Below are 16170 nucleotides of genomic sequence, written 5' to 3'. Positions count from 1 at the left end.
AGCGACAAAATTTTATACAGGCCCGGGTTGCCCCCGGATCTGGCCGTCCCTTCGCGAGCTTCAGACCGTGCGAAAAATGAGCACGGCCGTGGCCAGCGAAATCCCACTTGCGAGCCACAGGCTCGAAATCTCAAAACCATCCTCGCCGATCGGCAGAGTGGCGAGTGTGTCGGTTCCGGCAAAGGCGATCCACAGAAGGTGAATGACGGCCGCCGTGATCAGGGAGATGAACAGGCGATCGCCCCGCGTCGTCGGAATGCTGAGCACACCGACGCGCTCGGCTTCGGGATAGACCGCGGCGAGGTATGTCATGACCGCGAGGGTGCAGGCGAGCGCCGCGAAGAAGATCGCAGTCGGCAGCGTCCAGGCCATCCATGCAATCGATTCCATTGACGCCTCCCTAGACCCGACCGAGCGCGAAACCGCTCGCGATGTAATTGCGGACGAACCAGATCACCAGCGCGCCCGGAATGATGGTGAGCACGCCGGCCGCAGCCAGCAGCCCCCAGTCCATGCCGGCGGCCGACACCGTGCGCGTCATGATCGCCGCGATCGGCTTGGCGTGCACCGAGGTCAGCGTGCGAGCCAGCAGCAGCTCGACCCAGGAGAACATGAAACAGAAGAAGGCGGCGACGCCGATGCCGCTCGCGATCAGCGGCACCAGGATCCTGATGAAGAAGCGCGGGAAGGAATAGCCGTCGAGGAAGGCGGTCTCGTCGATCTCGCGCGGCACGCCGGAGACGAAACCTTCGAGGATCCACACCGCTAGCGGTACGTTGAAGATGCAATGCGCGAGCGCGACGGCCCAGGGCGTGTCGAACAAGCCGATCGCCGAATAGAGGTTGAAGAACGGCAGCGCATAGACCGCCGCCGGCGCCATGCGGTTCGACAGCAGCCAGAAGAACAAATGCTTGTCGCCCAGGAAGCGGTAGCGCGAGAACGCGTAGGCCGCCGGCAGCGCCACCGAGATCGAGATGATGGTGTTGAGGACGACGTATTCCAGCGAATTGATGTAGCCGGAATACCAGCTCTCGTCGGTGAAGATGCGCTTGTAATGCTGCAGCGTCGGGGAATGCGGCCACAGCGTCATCGTCGAGACGATCTCGGCGTTGGTCTTGAAGCTCATGTTGACGAGCCAGTAGATCGGCAACAGCAGGAAGATCAGGAACAGCGCCATGATGACGCGACGGCCGGGAATCGAATGCATCAGGCCACTCCTTCCTTCGGCTTGAGCGCGGGCGCAGGCTGGAGCGCGCCAGCGAGCTTGGGCTCCACCGCCGGCTCCTTCTCCGCCTGTGCCTTACGCTCGACGCCGGCATTGGTCATGACGGTGTAAAAGATCCAGCAGACGATCAGGATGATCAGATTGTAGACCAGCGACAGCGCTGCCGCCTTGCCGAGATCGAACTGGCCGAGCGCAATCTTGACGAGTTCGATCGACACGAAGGTGGTCGAATTGCCCGGCCCGCCGCCGGTGAGGACGAACGGCTCGGTGTAGATCATGAAACTGTCCATGAAGCGCAGCAGCACCGCGATCAGCAGCACGCGGTTCATCTTGGGCAGCTGGATCGCCTTGAATACGGCCCAGCGCGAGGCGCCGTCGATCTGCGCGGCCTGGTAATAGGCCTCCGGGATCGACTTCAGGCCGGCATAGCAGAGCAGCGCGACGAGGCTGGTCCAGTGCCAGACGTCCATCACGATGACGGTGACCCAGGCATCGACGTCGTTGGAGACGTAATTGTAGTCGAAGCCGATGTGGTTGAGCACATAGCCCATCAGACCGATGTCGGGCCGGCCAAAAATCTGCCAGATCGTGCCGACCACGTTCCACGGAATCAACAACGGCAGCGCGAGGATGACGAGGCAGGCCGCCACCGTCCAGCCCTGGCGCGGCATCGACAGCGCGATGACGATGCCGAGCGGCACCTGGATCGCGAGGATCACCATCGAGAAGAACAGATTGCGGCCGAGCGAGGCCAGGAAGCGCCCGCCGAGATCGGTCGACGGATCGAGCAGTTCCTTGAACCAGCCGACGCCATTCCAGAAGAACTGGTTGTTGCCGAAGGTGTCCTGCATCGAATAGTTCACGACAGTCATCAGCGGCAGCACCGCCGAGAAGGCCACGACCAGGAACACCGGCAGCACCAGGAACCAGGCTTTTTGGTTGACGGTCTTGTCCATCAGGCGGCTCCCTCCACCAGAAGGCTGTCGGCATAGACGTGGACATGCGCCGGATCGAATTTCAGCCCGGCGGTACCGTCCGCGCTGGTGAAGCCCGCCGGTGCACGGGCCGCAAGCTTGGCTTCGCCGACGCGGACGCGCGCGAAGCGGATGCGGCCGAGGTCGTCGATGCGCTCGACCTTCGCGGTGAGCAATCCGGGTGCGGGCGCAACGGCGTCGACGAACTCAGGACGCACGCCGATCTCGATCTTGGCACCAGCAGGCAGGTGGTCGTAGCTGCGGTTGAGCGCGATGAGGTGGCCGCCGATCCGCGCCTCGCGGCCCTTCACCTCCGCCGGCAGGATGTTCATGCCGGGCGAGCCGATGAAATAGCCCACAAACGTGTGCGCCGGCTTGTCGAACAGCTCGGCGGGCGTGCCGCTCTGCACCACGCGGCCGTCATGCATGACGACAACGGTGTCGGCGAAGGTCAGCGCCTCGGTCTGGTCGTGGGTGACGTAGATCATCGTGAGGTCGAGCTCGCGATGCAGCGCCTTCAGCTTGGAGCGGAGCTGCCATTTCAGCTCGGGATCGATCACGGTGAGCGGTTCGTCGAACAGCACGGCGGCGACGTCGGAGCGCACTAGGCCACGGCCGAGCGAGATCTTCTGCTTGGCATCGGCCGTGAGCCGCGTCGCCTTGCGGTTCAGATAGGGTTCGAGATCGAGCAGGCGGCCGATCTCGGCGACGCGCTTGTCGATCTCGGCCTTCGGCACGCCGCGGTTCTTCAGCGGAAACGCCAGGTTCTGCCCCACCGTCATGGTGTCGTAGATCACCGGAAACTGGAACACCTGGGCGATGTTGCGCTTCTGGGTTGACAGCGGTGTGATGTCCTTGCCGTCGAACAGGATTTTCCCCCGCGACGGCGTGATGATGCCGGAGATGACGTTGAGCAACGTGGTCTTGCCGCAGCCGGAAGGGCCGAGCAGCGCGTAGGCGCCGCCCTGCCGCCAGGTCATGGTCACCGGCTTCAGCGCAAAACTTTCCTGCGGCGCATCATTGCCGCCGTAGGAATGGGCGAGATCGACGAGGTCAATGCGGGCCATGTCGCACCTCCCTCACGAGCCTGGTGCCGCGACCAGTCGGTCGGCGGCATCAAAAACAAAGACATCATTGGGATCGAGCACGGCATCGATGGTCTGGCCGGGCTCGAACTCGTGCACGCCGTGCAGCACCGCAACCCAGTTCGATCCGTCGCGGGTCAAATGCACGAAACTCTCCGAACCGGTGATCTCGGTCACCGTCACCGTGGCGTGGAAGGCATGGCGGTCGGCCTCGCCGTTGGCGAGGGCGAGCTGATGGGCGCGAAAGCCGACGCGATAGGCACCGTCGGCGAGCGACGAATAGAGACCCGAGGCCGGCGAGGCCGTGCCGCCGGCATAGGCAACCTGCCCGTTCTTCTTCTCGATGCCGACGAGGTTGAGCGGCGGATCGGAGAACACCTGCGCGACGCGCAAGGTCTGCGGACGGCGGTAGACATTGGCGGTCTCGCCGATCTGGAGCGCCTGCCCCTCCCACATGCAGACGGTGTTGCCGCCGAGCAGCAGCGCCTCGGTCGGCTCGGTGGTGGCATAGACGAAAATCGCGCCCGAGGCCTCGAAGATGCGCGGCAGCTCGGCGCGCAGCTCCTCGCGCAGCTTGTAATCCAGGTTGGCGAGCGGCTCGTCGAGCAGCACGAGATCGGCTCCCTTCACCAGCGCGCGCGCGATCGCGGTGCGCTGCTGCTGGCCGCCGGAGAGCTGGAGCGGCGTGCGCTTGAGGAACGGCTCGAGCCGGAGCAGCTTTGCCGCCTCCGCCACGCGCTTCTCGATCTCCTCACGCGGCTTGCCCTGCACGCGCAAGGGCGAGGCGATGTTCTCGTAGACCGTCAGCGAGGGGTAGTTGATGAACTGCTGATAGACCATCGCGACCGAACGCTTGCGCACGTCGGCGCCGGTGACGTCCTTGCCGTTTACCAGCACCTTGCCCGTCGTCGGCTTGTCGAGGCCGGCGAGCAACCGCATGATCGAGGTCTTGCCTGATAGCGTCGGCCCGAGCAGCACGTTGAGCGTGCCGCTCTCGAGCGTCAGCGAGACGTCGCGGATGTGCGGTATCCCCTCGACGGTCCGGGTCACATGATCGAGCGTCACGGTCATGAGCGTCCTCCCGCTTCCAGCAGGGGACTTTGCGGCACAGTGTGGGTTGCAATCCAGTCGTTCAATGCAGCGATCTCGTCGGCAGATAGTCGCAGGCCGAGCTTGGAGCGGCGCCAGACGATGTCTTCCGCTGTGACCGCCCATTCATTGGCCATGAGGTAGCGGACCTCGCGCTCGGTCAGCGTCGCGCCGAAGGCCTCGCCGAGATCGGCCGCCGATTTCGCATCGCCGAGCAGCTTGATGGCGCGGGTACCGTAAGCGCGGGCGAGACGCCTTGCGTGCTCGTGGCTGAGGAAGGGATAGCCGCGCTGGAGCTCGGCGATCAGGCCGTCGACATCGGACACACCCATGTCGCCGCCGGGCAACGGCCATTTGCCGGTCCAGCCTTCGCGCGCTTTCGCACTGCGAAGATAGGGCGCGAGCCGTTCCAGCGCCTCTTCGGCGAGCCGTCGGTAGGTCGTGATCTTGCCGCCATAGATCGAGAGCAGTGGCGCGCCGCCGGGCGTGTCGAGCTCGAACACGTAGTCACGCGTCGCCGCCTTGGCTTCGCTGGCGCCGTCGTCATAAAGCGGTCGCACACCGGAATAGGTCCAGACCACGTCCTCTGATGTCACCGGCTTGGCCAGGTATTCGCTCGCGGCGGCGCAGAGATACTGAATCTCCTCGGCCGTCGCCTTCACCTTGGAGGGGTCGCCGTCATAGTCGCGATCAGTCGTGCCAATCAGCGTGAAATCGTCCTGGTACGGGATGACGAAGATGATGCGGCCGTCGGCGTTCTGGAACATATAGGCGCGATCGTGGTCGTAGAGTTTTTTGACCACGATGTGCGAGCCCTGCACCAGGCGCACCTTGGCTTTCGCGTTGACGCCGGCGCCGCGGCCGAGCACCTCCTCGACCCAGGGGCCGCCGGCATTGACCAGCGCGCGGGCCTGGACCTGCGAACGCGCGCCGGTCAGCGTGTTGACCATGCTCACGGTCCAGATGCCGTCGGACTGCTTGATATCGGTTGCACGGGTGCGGGTGCGGATCTCGGCGCCCTTGTCGGCGGCATCGCGCGCGTTGAGCACGACGAGGCGGGCGTCGTCGACGAAGCAGTCGGAATATTCGAACGCGCGGCTGTAGCGGTTCGGGATCAGCGGACGGCCGACCTCGTCACGCCCAAGATCGACCGAGCGCGTCGCCGGCAACAGGTGCCGGCCGCCGATATGGTCATAGAGGAAGAGGCCGAGGCGCAGCAGCCAGGCCGGGCGCAGGCCGGCGTGATGCGGCAAAACGAAACGCAGGGGGCGGATGATATGGGGCGCGATGCCCCAGAGAATCTCGCGCTCGATCAGCGCCTCGCGGACCAGGCGAAACTCGTAATATTCGAGATAGCGCAGGCCGCCATGCACCAGCTTGGTCGACCAGGACGAGGTCCCGCTCGCCAAATCGTTCATTTCGCACAGGAAAACCGTGTTGCCGCGGCCCACCGCATCGCGCGCGATGCCGCAGCCGTTAACACCGCCTCCGATAATGGCGAGGTCGAAAATACGCTCCAACAGACGCATCCCCCGGCGACCGCTCGTTCCTTCGAGCGACTACTTTCGCTTTTCATTAGATCACACCGAAAAACGAAAGCAAGATGAAAGAGAGGTCGAAAGAAGTGAAAGTGGAACATTTTTTGTGGGCAGCGAGGGTGAAGGCGTAGGCAGGCAGCCTGTCACCTTCTCCTGGAGGAGGAGGGTCGATCGCGCGCAACGCGAGCGGTGTGGGGTGACGGTCTTGCGGCGTGGAAGCTAATCGATAGAAGGCACGCTCGCGGCGCGGGCTGCCGGTGGGAATTCCCGTGCGGCTTCACCCCACCCGGCGCTTCGCGCCGACCCTCCCCCTCCAGGGCCCCTCCAGGGGAGGGTAAGAAGCCGCTACCTCAGCCGCACCACCGGTGCCGCATCAGGCGCGGCGTCCGGCGTCTCGGCCTGGGAGTCGTCGATATCCCCCGCCTCCTTCGGCATCGCCGCCATCACCTCGATGCCCTTGCCGTGGCAGATGGTGGCGAGGCGCTCCGGGAGTTCCTGATCGGTGACGAAGGTCTGGATCTGGCTGATATGGGCGATGCGCACCGGCGCGCTGCGGCGAAGTTTTGTGGAATCAGCCACCAGCATGACGCTGCGGGCATTGGCGATGATGGCCTGCGCCACCTGCACCTCGCGATAGTCGAAGTCGAGCAGCGCGCCCTCCTCGTCGATCGCGGACGCGCCAATGATGGCGTAGTCAACCTTGAACTGGCCGATCAGCTGCGTCGCGGTCGAGCCGACCACGGCGCCGTCGGCGCGCCGCACCGTGCCGCCGGCGACCACCACCTCGATGCGGGGATGGCGGTAGAGCAGCATCGCGACGTTGAGATTGTTGGTGATGACGAGCAGATCCTCGTGCGAGGTCAGCGCGCTCGCCACCTCCTCGGTCGTGGTGCCGATATTGATGAAGAGCGAGCAGCCATTCGGGATCAGCGATGCGGCCGCCGCGCCAATGGCCTTCTTCTCGTCGGCGGCAACAAAGCGGCGCGCCTCGTAGGCGAGGTTTTCGACGCCGGACGCAATGATCGCGCCACCATGGACGCGGGTCAGCGAGCGGCGCTCGCAGAGATCGTTGAGATCCTTGCGGATCGTCTGCGCCGAGACCTCGAACTTGCGCGCGAGCTCCTCGACCATGACGCGGCCCGAGGCGCGCGCGATGTTGAGGATTTCGGCTTGGCGATGGGTCAATCCGGTCACGGCGATGGCCTCAAATCAAGATGCCGCATGGTGCGGCGGTTCACGCGTTCGGTCAATGCGCGCATCGATCACGGTTAACGGACGAAGCCCCTCACCACGCCATCGCGGCGGCGAGGCGCGCGAGCAGTTCCGGATCGTCGAAGGCACTGGCGGACGCGACCGCGCCGGCTCCAACAAGGTCAGCATGGCTGAGGCTGGTCCGGATGCCGATGGTCGGAATGCCCGCAGCGGCGGCCGACTGCACGCCGGAGCGAGAATCCTCGAACGCAATGGAGGCGGCCGCACTGCCGCCGACGAAGCGCAGCCCTTCCTGATAGGGCAGCGGGTGCGGCTTGCCGTGCGGAAGCTCGTCGCCGATCACGAGCGCCCTGAAGCGGCGCGTCACGCCGAGGCCGGAGAGCAACAGCTCCGCGTTCAGCCGCGGCGCGTTGGTCACGGCGACCATGGGAATGCCGGCGGCGTCCGCCCGATCGAGCAGCGCCATCAGTCCCGGCAGCGGCTCGATCTGTCCGGCGACGAGCGTGCGGAAGATTTCTTCCTTCTCGCCGAGGATCACGGCGCGGCGTTCCACCGTTTCGTCGCCCAGAAAGCGCTCGCCGATCGACGCATTGGCGAAGCCTTGCAGCTCCCTGGAGAAGCGCGCGTGATCGAAAACGTGGCCGCGCGGCCCAAGCACCTGGTTGAACGCCTTGAGATGCAGCGGGTCTGTGTTGGCAAGCGTGCCGTCGATGTCGAACAGCAGCGCCTTGCCCGTCACTTGCCCCTGCGCCTGCCCTTTGGCCTCGATCATTTCCGTACTTTCCCGAATGCACGATGCATCAATGCGAAACACGTATCAATGCAGCCCCGATCGCGCAATGACGCACGTGCATGACCATCACGCGACACTCGACAAAGTCGCACGCGGCTGCAACACTCCGTGCAAGATCAAAAAGGAGGAAACGATGACGATCAACCGACGCGATCTGGCTCTCTCGACCCTTGCTGTCTCCGCGCTCGCTCTCACAGCACCGGCGCTGGCGGCCTCGGCGGATGAGGAAGCCGTGGCGAAAAAGGTCGAGGCCTTCCGCCTTGCCCAGATCGCGGCCGATCCCAAGGCGCTTGGCGCGCTCTGCGCCGACGACGTGAGCTACAGCCATTCCAACGGCCGGGTCGAGGACAAGGCGACCTTCGTCACCAACGCCACCGACGGCAAGTCCAAATTCCTGTCGATCGAATACAAGGATCCGACCATCAAGGTCGTCGGGCCCGCAGCGATCGTGCGCTTCCACTGGTTGGGCGAACAGGAAATGGCGGCCGATGGGAAGAAAGTATCGACCAATCTTCACATCCTGATGAACTGGCAGAAGCAGGGCGACGATTGGAAGCTGCTGTCGCGGGCGGCAACGAAGTTGTGATCGGTGCTCTTACCCTCTCCCCCTTGTGGGAGAGGGTGGCATAGGCGGCCCTCGGCCGCCGTTCTTGAGAACGCCGATGCTTTGCATCGGCTATGGCGCCAGCGGCGAGACGGGTGAGGGGTTTCCCTCCGCGAGCAGACCTCTCACAATTGAATTCGCAGATTCAGGCTCTCCTCATCCGACGCTATAGCCGAAGCTTTGCTTCGGCGTTCTCTTAGCAACGGCCGCCGAAGGCGGCCTATGCACCCTCTCCCACATCCGCCTTCGCCAAGGCTTCGGCGGACATGAGGGGAGAAGAAAGAAGGCCGCAGCATCAGCGGCTGCAAAAATTCCGACCACGCTTTGCGCGTCAGAAATCGCGCCACCTCTCGCAATGCGAGCGTATTGCGACCTGACGCTCGACAAAATCAAGTGCGGCTGCAACAGTGGGCGCAAGATCAAGAACGGAGGACACGATGACACTGAATCGCGATCATGCCGCCATAACGGACCACGAGGCGGTGGCAAGAAACGTCGAGGCATTTCGTCTCGCCCAGATCGCGGCCGACCCGAAAGCGCTCAGCGCGCTATGCGCGGATGATCTCAGCTACAGCCACTCCAACGGCTTCCTCGAGGACAGGGCGGCCTTCGTTGCCAACGCCACCGACGGCAAGACGGAGTTCCTGTCGATTACGTACAAGGACCCGACCATCAAGATCGTCGGCCCCGTCGCGATCGTGCGCTTCCATTGGCTGGCCGAGATGATGACCGGCGGACAGAGAGTGGCAAACAGCCTTCATATCCTGATGAACTGGCTGAAGCAGGGCGACGATTGGAAGCTGTTGTCACGCTCCGCGACGAAGTTGTGATCGACGCTCTTACCCCTCCCCTGTGGGAGAGGGTGGCTCGCCGCGACAGCGGCGCTTCGACTTACAAGGGGTTGCCCCCGCGGGCGACCCTCTCACGATTGGATTCGCGGAAACACCCCCTCATCCGGCGCTTCGCGCCACCTTCTCCCACATCCGCCTTCGCCAAGGCTTCGGCGGACATGAAGGGATAAGGAAAAGGCAGCGGCATCAAGGGCTGCAAAAAATTCCGACCACGCTTTGCCCGCCAGAAATCGCCAGCGGCGGCGACTACGCCGCTTCCTTCACATCGCCATTAACCAGCTTGCGCGCGGCGCGTTCGGCTTCGCGGGCGTTGCGGAAGAGCTGGCCTTCAAGGCGATTGAACTGGTGGGACGAAGCGAAGAAGCAGTAGCCCCCGTGACCGCGAACGACGATGCCCGCGGCCTCTGAATTAACTTCGATGATGTAGCTGTCCGGCATGGCCCGTAGATTCCTCAGTGCGGGCAAATAACTGGATCCCTGCCCGAAAGTTCCTCAGGCAAATCAGCCGGTTTTCACCCCGAATCGACGGGCTATTGAGTACGCCGGGACCTCATCCGTTTTATGACTTGTTGTTGGCGAAGCCGCGACGCCTTGACTCAGTCGTGCCGCGTTTGGCGCTCTGCAAGTTTTCGTGAGATGGGGCAGAGCGTCGCGCGCGATTACGTCGCGATGGGTGTTTCGGTCGAGCGAACTTCCTGCGGGCGGCCATGCTCGTCGATCGAGACATAGGTGAAGTTGCCGTCGGTGACGAGGAAGGGATGCTCCTCCCCGCGTCGCAGCGCCCAGGCTTCCAGATGCACGGTCATCGAGGTGCGGCCCACGCGGACGAGATTGGCATAGACCGAGACGAGATCGCCGACATAGACCGCTTTGCGAAAATTCATCGCCTCGATCGCGACGGTCACGGTGCGCGACTTCGCGATCTTCGATGCGAACACGCCGCCGCCGACGTCCATCTGGCTGAGCAGCCAGCCGCCGAAGATGTCGCCATTGGCGTTGGTGTCGGCGGGCATCGCCAGCGTGCGGATGCAGAGATCGCCGCGCGGCGCGGTGTCGTGCTTCTCGGTCATATGGCTCTCACTTGAAATTGTCCCAGCCCGGATCGGGCGCAAAGCGCCCGCCGAATCGCTCGGCCAGCGCGCGCAAGGTGGATACGACATTTTCCACGCCGCGCGTGCGCGCGTAGTTCAGCGGACCGCCGCGGAACGGTGCATATCCGGTGCCGAAGATCATGGCGCCGTCGACCGCATCGGGATCGTCGACGATGCCTTCGCGCAGCGCCGCGACGCAGACATTGGACATCGGCAGCACCAGGCGGTCGATCATCTGGTCCGTGACGCGCGGGCCGGTCTCGGCGAGCTGTGCCTTCTCCGCCTTGCCGTCCTTCCAGGTGTAAAAACCCTTGCCGGTCTTGCGGCCGAGCTCGCCCTTGGCGACCTTCTCGCGCAGCCAAGCCGGCGTCGGCGGCAGCAGATCTCCGAACTTGGTGCGCAGCATGTCACCGACGTCGAGGCAGATGTCGAGCCCGACCTGGTCCGCGAGCTCGATCGGCCCCATCGGCATGCCGAACTGCTCGGCCGCGGCGTCGATCAGGCGCTGGTCGGTCTTCTCGTCCAGCATCACCATCGCCTCCAGCATGTAGGGCGTCAGCGCGCGGTTGACGAGGAAGCCGGGCGAACTCTTCACGGGGAGTGGCAGACGGTCGATCGCACCGACGAAGGCGAGCGCCTCCTTCAAGACCTGTGCATCGTTGCCGTCATGGCTGACGACCTCGACCAGCTGCAGCCGCGATACCGGGTTGAAGAAATGCAGGCCCACGAGCCGCTCCGGCCGCGCCAGCGTCGCGCGCAGATCCTGAAGCGGAATGCTCGACGTGTTGGTCGCGAGGATCGCGCCCGTCTTCATCTTTGGCTCGAGGCCGGCATAGACCTTCTGCTTCAGCTCGAGCTTTTCCGGCACCGCCTCGATGATGAGATCGGCGTTGCGGACACCCTCGCCGTCCATATCGGGGATCAGGCGATCAAGCGCATCCCGCACCTCGGTGGGTTTTCGGATGATCTTGCCGTAAAGCTCGGCCGCGCGCTTCACCGCGCCTGCGACCGGCTCTGCCTTCATGTCGGCGAGCGAGACGCGCAACCCCTGCCCCGCACACCAGGCCGCGATGTCGCCACCCATGGCGCCGGCGCCGATGACGTGGACATGCCTGATCGCGTTGCCGCTGCCGGTCGCCTTCTTCATCTGCTCGCGCAGGAAGAACACGCGGATCAGGTTTTGCGCGGTGGGCGTCACCATCAATTTGGCGAACGATGCCTGCTCGGCCTTCAGCATCGCGGCCTTGCTGCCGCCATGGGTCTCCCAGAGATCGATCAGCGCATAAGGGGCCGGATAGTGTTCGCGCGATGCAGCCTTCGCCGCTTCCGAGCGCATCCGCTTTGCCAGCAGCCCGCGCACGGGGCCGAAATTGGCTGCATGCGTCAGAAAGCCCGGACGCACCCGCTTCAGGCGGCCGAACAGCGCGTCTTTCACCGCGTTGCGGACGTGCCGCTCCTGCGTCACGGTATCGACGAGACCGAGCGATCTGGCACGGCGCGCATCGATGGTGCGGCCAGTCAGCATCAAGGCCATCGACTGGGTCGGATTGACCAGCGCGGTAAAGCGCGCGGTGCCGCCGAGGCCGGGATGCAGGCCCAGCATCACCTCCGGGAAGCCAAACCGCGCGCCGTCAACGGCAATGCGCGACTGGCAGGCCAACGCCACCTCGAGCCCGCCGCCGAGACAGAAGCCGTGGATCACCGCGACCGTCGGCAGCTTCAAGGCTTCCAGATGGTCGACCACCGCATGCGCGGCGCGGATGCGCGTTTCCACCATCTCGGGATCGGACGCGCCGCGGAATTCGTTGACGTCGGCGCCGGCAATGAAACCGGATGGCTTTGCTGAGCGGACCACGAGGCCTGCGGGACGTTCGGTCTCGATCGCCGCAAGCACGGCATCGAACTCCTCCATCACGTCCGACGACAGCGTGTTGGCGCTGCCATCTGCGCGGTCGAACAGCAGCCAGGCGACGCCGTCGGCATCGCGCGTCAGCTTGAAGTGCTTGTAAGGGCTGTCTGCCGCAGGCTTGGGCCCGAGCTCCAGCACGCGGTCGCCGAGCGCAGTCATGATCCTGGAATCCATGGTCACACCGCCTCGATCAGCATGGCACCACCGAGCCCGCCGCCGATGCATTCGGTCGCAACGCCGCGCCTCGTGCCAAGCCGCTTCATCGCATTGACGAGATGCAGCACGATACGGTTGCCGGAAGTGCCGACGGGATGGCCAAGCGAGATCGCGCCGCCATCGACATTCAACCTGTCACGGTCGATCTCGCCGGCGGCACCGTCGAGATGCAAAATCTCGCGGCAGAATTTGTCGTCGTTCCAGGCAGCAAGGCAGCCAAGCACTTGCGTCGCAAAGGCCTCGTTCAGCTCCCAGGTGTCGACGTCGTTGATGGTGAGGTTGTTGCGCACAAGCATCGGCGTTGCCGACATGACGGGACCTAGCCCCATGATGCCAGGATCGAGCGCCGCCCAGTTGCTGTCGACGATAGCGGCCTTCGGCGTCAACTTGTGCTTGGCGACTGCTTCATCGGACGCAAGGATCACCCAGGAGGCGCCGTCGGTGATCTGCGAGGAATTGCCGGCGGTGACCTGGCCCCAGGGGCGTTCGAACACCGGCCGGAGCTTTGCGAGCGTCTCGGCCGTCGAGTCCGGCCGCACGCCATCGTCATGGTCGAAGAACTTTCCGTCGCGAGAGAACGCGGTCTCGACCTCACCCTTGAGAAAGTCTTCGGCCTGCGCATGGGCGAGCCTGCGGTGACTCTCGGCGGCATAGGCGTCGGACTGTGCGCGCGTGATACCGAAGAGATGGCCGACGACCTCGGCGGTCTGGCCCATGTTCAATTCGGTGATGGGATCGGTCAGGCCGCGCTCCAGGCCTATGATCGGCTTGAGATCGCGCGGCCGCAGCTTGAAGGCGGCGGCCAGCTTCGCGGCCACGCCCTTCGCGGTGGCAAGGCCGGCGAACCAGCGCACGCCGGAATTCGGCCAGACCAGCGGCGCGTGGCTCAGCGCCTCGGTGCCGCCGGCGAGGACCATGTCGGCATGGCCCTCGCGGATGTAGCGGTAGGCGGTGTCGATCGACTGCATGCCGGAGCCGCAATTGATCTGCACGGTGAAGGCGACCATGTCCTCGCCCATGCCGAGCCGGAGCGCTGCGACGCGGGCCGGGTTCATCTCGTCCGCGATCACATTGACGCAGCCGAGGATGACCTGGTCGAAATCGGTTGGCGAAAACGGCTGGCGCGCCAGCAGAGGCCGTCCGCACTGCACGGCGAGATCGACCGGGGTGAACGGCCCCGGCCCCGAGCGCGCTTTGAGAAACGGTGTCCGGCTGCCGTCGACGATGAAAACCGGTCGTGCCATCAGCTCGCCGCCCTCTGTTCACCGAGTTCCTGGAAGAACTGATGCACATCTCCGGTTTTCTTGTAAATCGGCGACAGCGCTTCCGGCGCAAAATCATCGACCTCGATCACTTTTGTGACGGCCTCGCGGGCCGCCGCAAGCTGCTCGCCTTCGGCCTGCGTGATCACGCCCTTGGTGACAGCTGCCTTCCAGTCGCTCATATGCGCCGCGCGCATGCGTTTGGCGATCGCATCCGTGCCCGCAACCAGCTTGAACGCGCGCTCCAGCCGGGCAAAGCCGCCATCATCATCGACATGGGCCAAATCCGGCGTGAGGCGCTCGCGCGCGGCTGACGGCTCCAGTACGAGGCTGGCGCATTGGTGCACGACGCGGTCGGAGGGGCCGAGCACCCGCGCGCCGAAGGGTTGGACGACAAGCTTGAGGAAAACCGCGACAAAGCGGTTGGGCAAATTGGCGAGGATCTCGGCAAGCCGGTTCTCGATAGTCCGGAAGCCGGTCGCCATGCACCATTCCAGCGCTGCAAAATCCTCCTTCTGCCGGCCCTCATCCTGCCAGCGCTTCAGCACGGCCGAGAGCAGATACAGTTCAGAGAGGATGTCGCCGAAGCGCGCGGACAGCATCTCCTTGCGCTTCAGCGCACCGCCGAGCGTGAGCAGCGCCATGTCGGCGCAGAGCGCAAACGCCGCCGAGTAGCGCGAGAGCTGGCGGTAGAATGGCGTGGCGTCGCCCGCATCCGGCGCAAGCGCGAAGGCGCCAAAGGTCCAGCTCCGGCCGAACGCGCGCAACAGCGTCTCGAAGCTATGGCCGACGTGCTTCCAGAACGCCTTGTCGAAGGCGGTGAGCCCGCGCTCGCGATCGGTATCAGCGAGCGCATTCATCTCGTCGAGCAGATAGGGATGGGCGCGGATCGCGCCCTGCCCGAACACGATGAGGTTGCGGGTGAGGATATTGGCGCCCTCGACCGTGATGCCCACAGGCACGGCGCGGTGGAGATTGCCGAGATAGTTCTGCGGACCGTCGATCACGGCCTTGCCGCCATGGATGTCCATGGCGTCGTCGACCGCGGTCCGCATCCGTTCGGTCGCGTGCAGCTTCATGATGCCGGAGATGACGGCGGGATGGACGCCGGCATTCAGCGCGGCGCAGGTCAGCCGGCGCGCCGCGTCGAGCTGATAGGCGGTCGCGACGATGCGCGCGAGCGGCTCCTCGACACCTTCGAACTTGGAGATGGAGATGCCGAACTGCTCGCGGATGCGGGCATAGGCGCCGGTGGTGCGGGCGGCATAGGCGGCGCCTGCCGCGGAGAGCGACGGCAGTGAGATGCCACGGCCGGCGGCAAGCGCAGTCATCAGCATCTTCCAGCCCTGTCCCAGCCGCTCCTGGCCGCCGATGACATAGTCGAGCGGGATGAAGACATCGCGGCCCCGGTTCGGGCCGTTCTGGAAGACCTGCATCGACGGCAGATGGCGATGGCCGATCTCGACGCCGGGCAGATTGGTCGGAATCAGCGCGACGGTGATGCCGAGCTCTTCCTGGCTACCCACGAGATGATCGGGATCGTAGGCCTTGAAGGCGAGCCCGAGCAGCGTCGCGACCGGGCCGAGCGTGATGTAGCGCTTGTGCCAGTTGAGCCTGAGACCCACGACCTCGCGGCCCTCGAAAGTGCCCTTGCAGATGATGCCGGTGTCCACCATCGAGGCAGCGTCGGAGCCGGCTTCGGGGCTGGTGAGACCAAAGCAGGGAATGTCGCGGCCGTCGGCAAGGCGCGGCAGCCAGCGCTCACGCTGCTCCTTGGTGCCGAAGTGCATCAGGAGCTCGCCGGGGCCGAGCGAGTTCGGCACCATCACCGTGACAGCGGCTGCGATCGAGCGCGTCGAGATCTTCCGCACGACTTCCGAATGGGCGTAGGGCGAGAAGCCGAGGCCGCCAAACTCCTTCGGGATGATCATGCCGAAGAACTTTTCGCGCTTGACGAAATGCCAGACGTCCTGCGGCAGGTCGCGCCATTCCCAAAAGATCTTCCACTCGTCGAGCATGGCGCAAAGCGCGTTGACCGGGCCGTTGAGGAAGGCCTGCTCCTCATCGGTCAACCTCGCCTGCGGCACCTTCAAGAGCTTCGACCAGTCGGGATTGCCGGTGAAGAGGTCGGCGTCCCACCAGACGTCACCGGCCTCCAGCGCCTCGCGCTCGGTGTCGGACATCGCCGGCAGCACGCCGCGCGCCCAGGAGAAGATCGGCTTTGTGATGGTGTCGCGGCGGAAGCTCATGGCTGACCTCATGCATCGGCGCGGTTATCGGGTATTTTAGCGGAAAGTGGCCGGCGGAGGTGAACACTTCGC

General features: G+C 64.6%; 15 protein-coding genes. 2 read left to right on the top strand and 13 right to left on the bottom strand.

The window, feature by feature from the left end; genetic code table 11:
• Window positions 1-60 precede the first annotated feature (60 nt).
• The 8 genes from JQ627_RS29720 to JQ627_RS29685 all read right to left on the bottom strand — a co-directional run bounded on the left by JQ627_RS29720 (window position 61) and on the right by JQ627_RS29685 (window position 7895).
• The gene (locus tag JQ627_RS29720; RefSeq protein WP_212487926.1) at window positions 61-390 is read right to left on the bottom strand and encodes a DUF2160 domain-containing protein; all 330 of its coding nucleotides are present in this window, start codon (window positions 388-390) and stop codon (window positions 61-63) included.
• A 10-nt stretch (window positions 391-400) separates the two neighbouring features.
• Window positions 401-1207, bottom strand: coding sequence for a carbohydrate ABC transporter permease (locus tag JQ627_RS29715; RefSeq protein ID WP_212487925.1), 807 nt, complete (start codon window positions 1205-1207; stop codon window positions 401-403).
• Window positions 1207-2181, bottom strand: coding sequence for a carbohydrate ABC transporter permease (locus JQ627_RS29710; RefSeq protein ID WP_212487924.1), 975 nt, complete (start codon window positions 2179-2181; stop codon window positions 1207-1209). The genes JQ627_RS29715 and JQ627_RS29710 overlap by 1 nt, the downstream gene beginning before the upstream one ends.
• A complete protein-coding gene (locus tag JQ627_RS29705) occupies window positions 2181-3266 on the bottom strand; it encodes an ABC transporter ATP-binding protein (protein WP_212487923.1) in 1086 nt (361 codons plus the stop codon). Before JQ627_RS29705 ends, JQ627_RS29710 begins: the two co-directional genes overlap by 1 nt.
• Window positions 3267-3278: 12 nt before the next feature.
• Window positions 3279-4355, bottom strand: a complete 1077-nt coding sequence (locus tag JQ627_RS29700) for an ABC transporter ATP-binding protein (RefSeq protein WP_212487922.1) — start codon at window positions 4353-4355, stop codon at window positions 3279-3281.
• On the bottom strand, window positions 4352-5902 hold the full coding sequence (glpD, locus tag JQ627_RS29695) for a glycerol-3-phosphate dehydrogenase (protein ID WP_212487921.1): 1551 nt from the start codon (window positions 5900-5902) through the stop codon (window positions 4352-4354). Before glpD ends, JQ627_RS29700 begins: the two co-directional genes overlap by 4 nt.
• Window positions 5903-6256: 354 nt before the next feature.
• Entirely contained in the window at window positions 6257-7105 is an 849-nt protein-coding gene (locus JQ627_RS29690) for a DeoR/GlpR family DNA-binding transcription regulator (protein WP_212487920.1), read from the bottom strand.
• A 91-nt stretch (window positions 7106-7196) separates the two neighbouring features.
• Window positions 7197-7895 (bottom strand): HAD family phosphatase, encoded by a 699-nt coding sequence (locus JQ627_RS29685; protein ID WP_212487919.1) that lies wholly within the window; start codon window positions 7893-7895, stop codon window positions 7197-7199.
• A 154-nt stretch (window positions 7896-8049) separates the two neighbouring features.
• On the opposite strand from JQ627_RS29685, the gene JQ627_RS29680 reads away from it, so the two are divergent.
• Both JQ627_RS29680 and JQ627_RS29675 read left to right on the top strand, forming a co-directional pair.
• On the top strand, window positions 8050-8502 hold the full coding sequence (locus JQ627_RS29680; RefSeq protein ID WP_212487918.1) for a nuclear transport factor 2 family protein: 453 nt from the start codon (window positions 8050-8052) through the stop codon (window positions 8500-8502).
• Between the two features lie 455 nt (window positions 8503-8957).
• The gene (locus tag JQ627_RS29675) at window positions 8958-9350 is read left to right on the top strand and encodes a nuclear transport factor 2 family protein (RefSeq protein WP_212487917.1); all 393 of its coding nucleotides are present in this window, start codon (window positions 8958-8960) and stop codon (window positions 9348-9350) included.
• Between the two features lie 267 nt (window positions 9351-9617).
• On the opposite strand, the gene JQ627_RS29670 is transcribed toward JQ627_RS29675, so the two are convergent.
• From JQ627_RS29670 to JQ627_RS29650, 5 genes are all read right to left on the bottom strand, one after another.
• Entirely contained in the window at window positions 9618-9809 is a 192-nt protein-coding gene (locus tag JQ627_RS29670) for a hypothetical protein (RefSeq protein WP_212487916.1), read from the bottom strand.
• 221 nt (window positions 9810-10030) lie between these two features.
• Window positions 10031-10441 (bottom strand): acyl-CoA thioesterase, encoded by a 411-nt coding sequence (locus JQ627_RS29665; RefSeq protein WP_212487915.1) that lies wholly within the window; start codon window positions 10439-10441, stop codon window positions 10031-10033.
• A 7-nt stretch (window positions 10442-10448) separates the two neighbouring features.
• Entirely contained in the window at window positions 10449-12545 is a 2097-nt protein-coding gene (locus tag JQ627_RS29660; protein WP_212487914.1) for a 3-hydroxyacyl-CoA dehydrogenase NAD-binding domain-containing protein, read from the bottom strand.
• Between the two features lie 2 nt (window positions 12546-12547).
• Window positions 12548-13831 (bottom strand): acetyl-CoA C-acetyltransferase, encoded by a 1284-nt coding sequence (locus JQ627_RS29655; RefSeq protein WP_212487913.1) that lies wholly within the window; start codon window positions 13829-13831, stop codon window positions 12548-12550.
• Window positions 13831-16098 (bottom strand): acyl-CoA dehydrogenase, encoded by a 2268-nt coding sequence (locus tag JQ627_RS29650; protein WP_212487912.1) that lies wholly within the window; start codon window positions 16096-16098, stop codon window positions 13831-13833. Before JQ627_RS29650 ends, JQ627_RS29655 begins: the two co-directional genes overlap by 1 nt.
• Window positions 16099-16170 lie beyond the last annotated feature (72 nt).

This window comes from Bradyrhizobium liaoningense (assembly GCF_018130785.1).
Lineage (GTDB): Bacteria > Pseudomonadota > Alphaproteobacteria > Rhizobiales > Xanthobacteraceae > Bradyrhizobium > Bradyrhizobium liaoningense_A.
The sequence above is the reverse complement of the archived record's forward strand: the minus strand, read 5'-3'. Positions and strand labels throughout refer to the sequence as shown.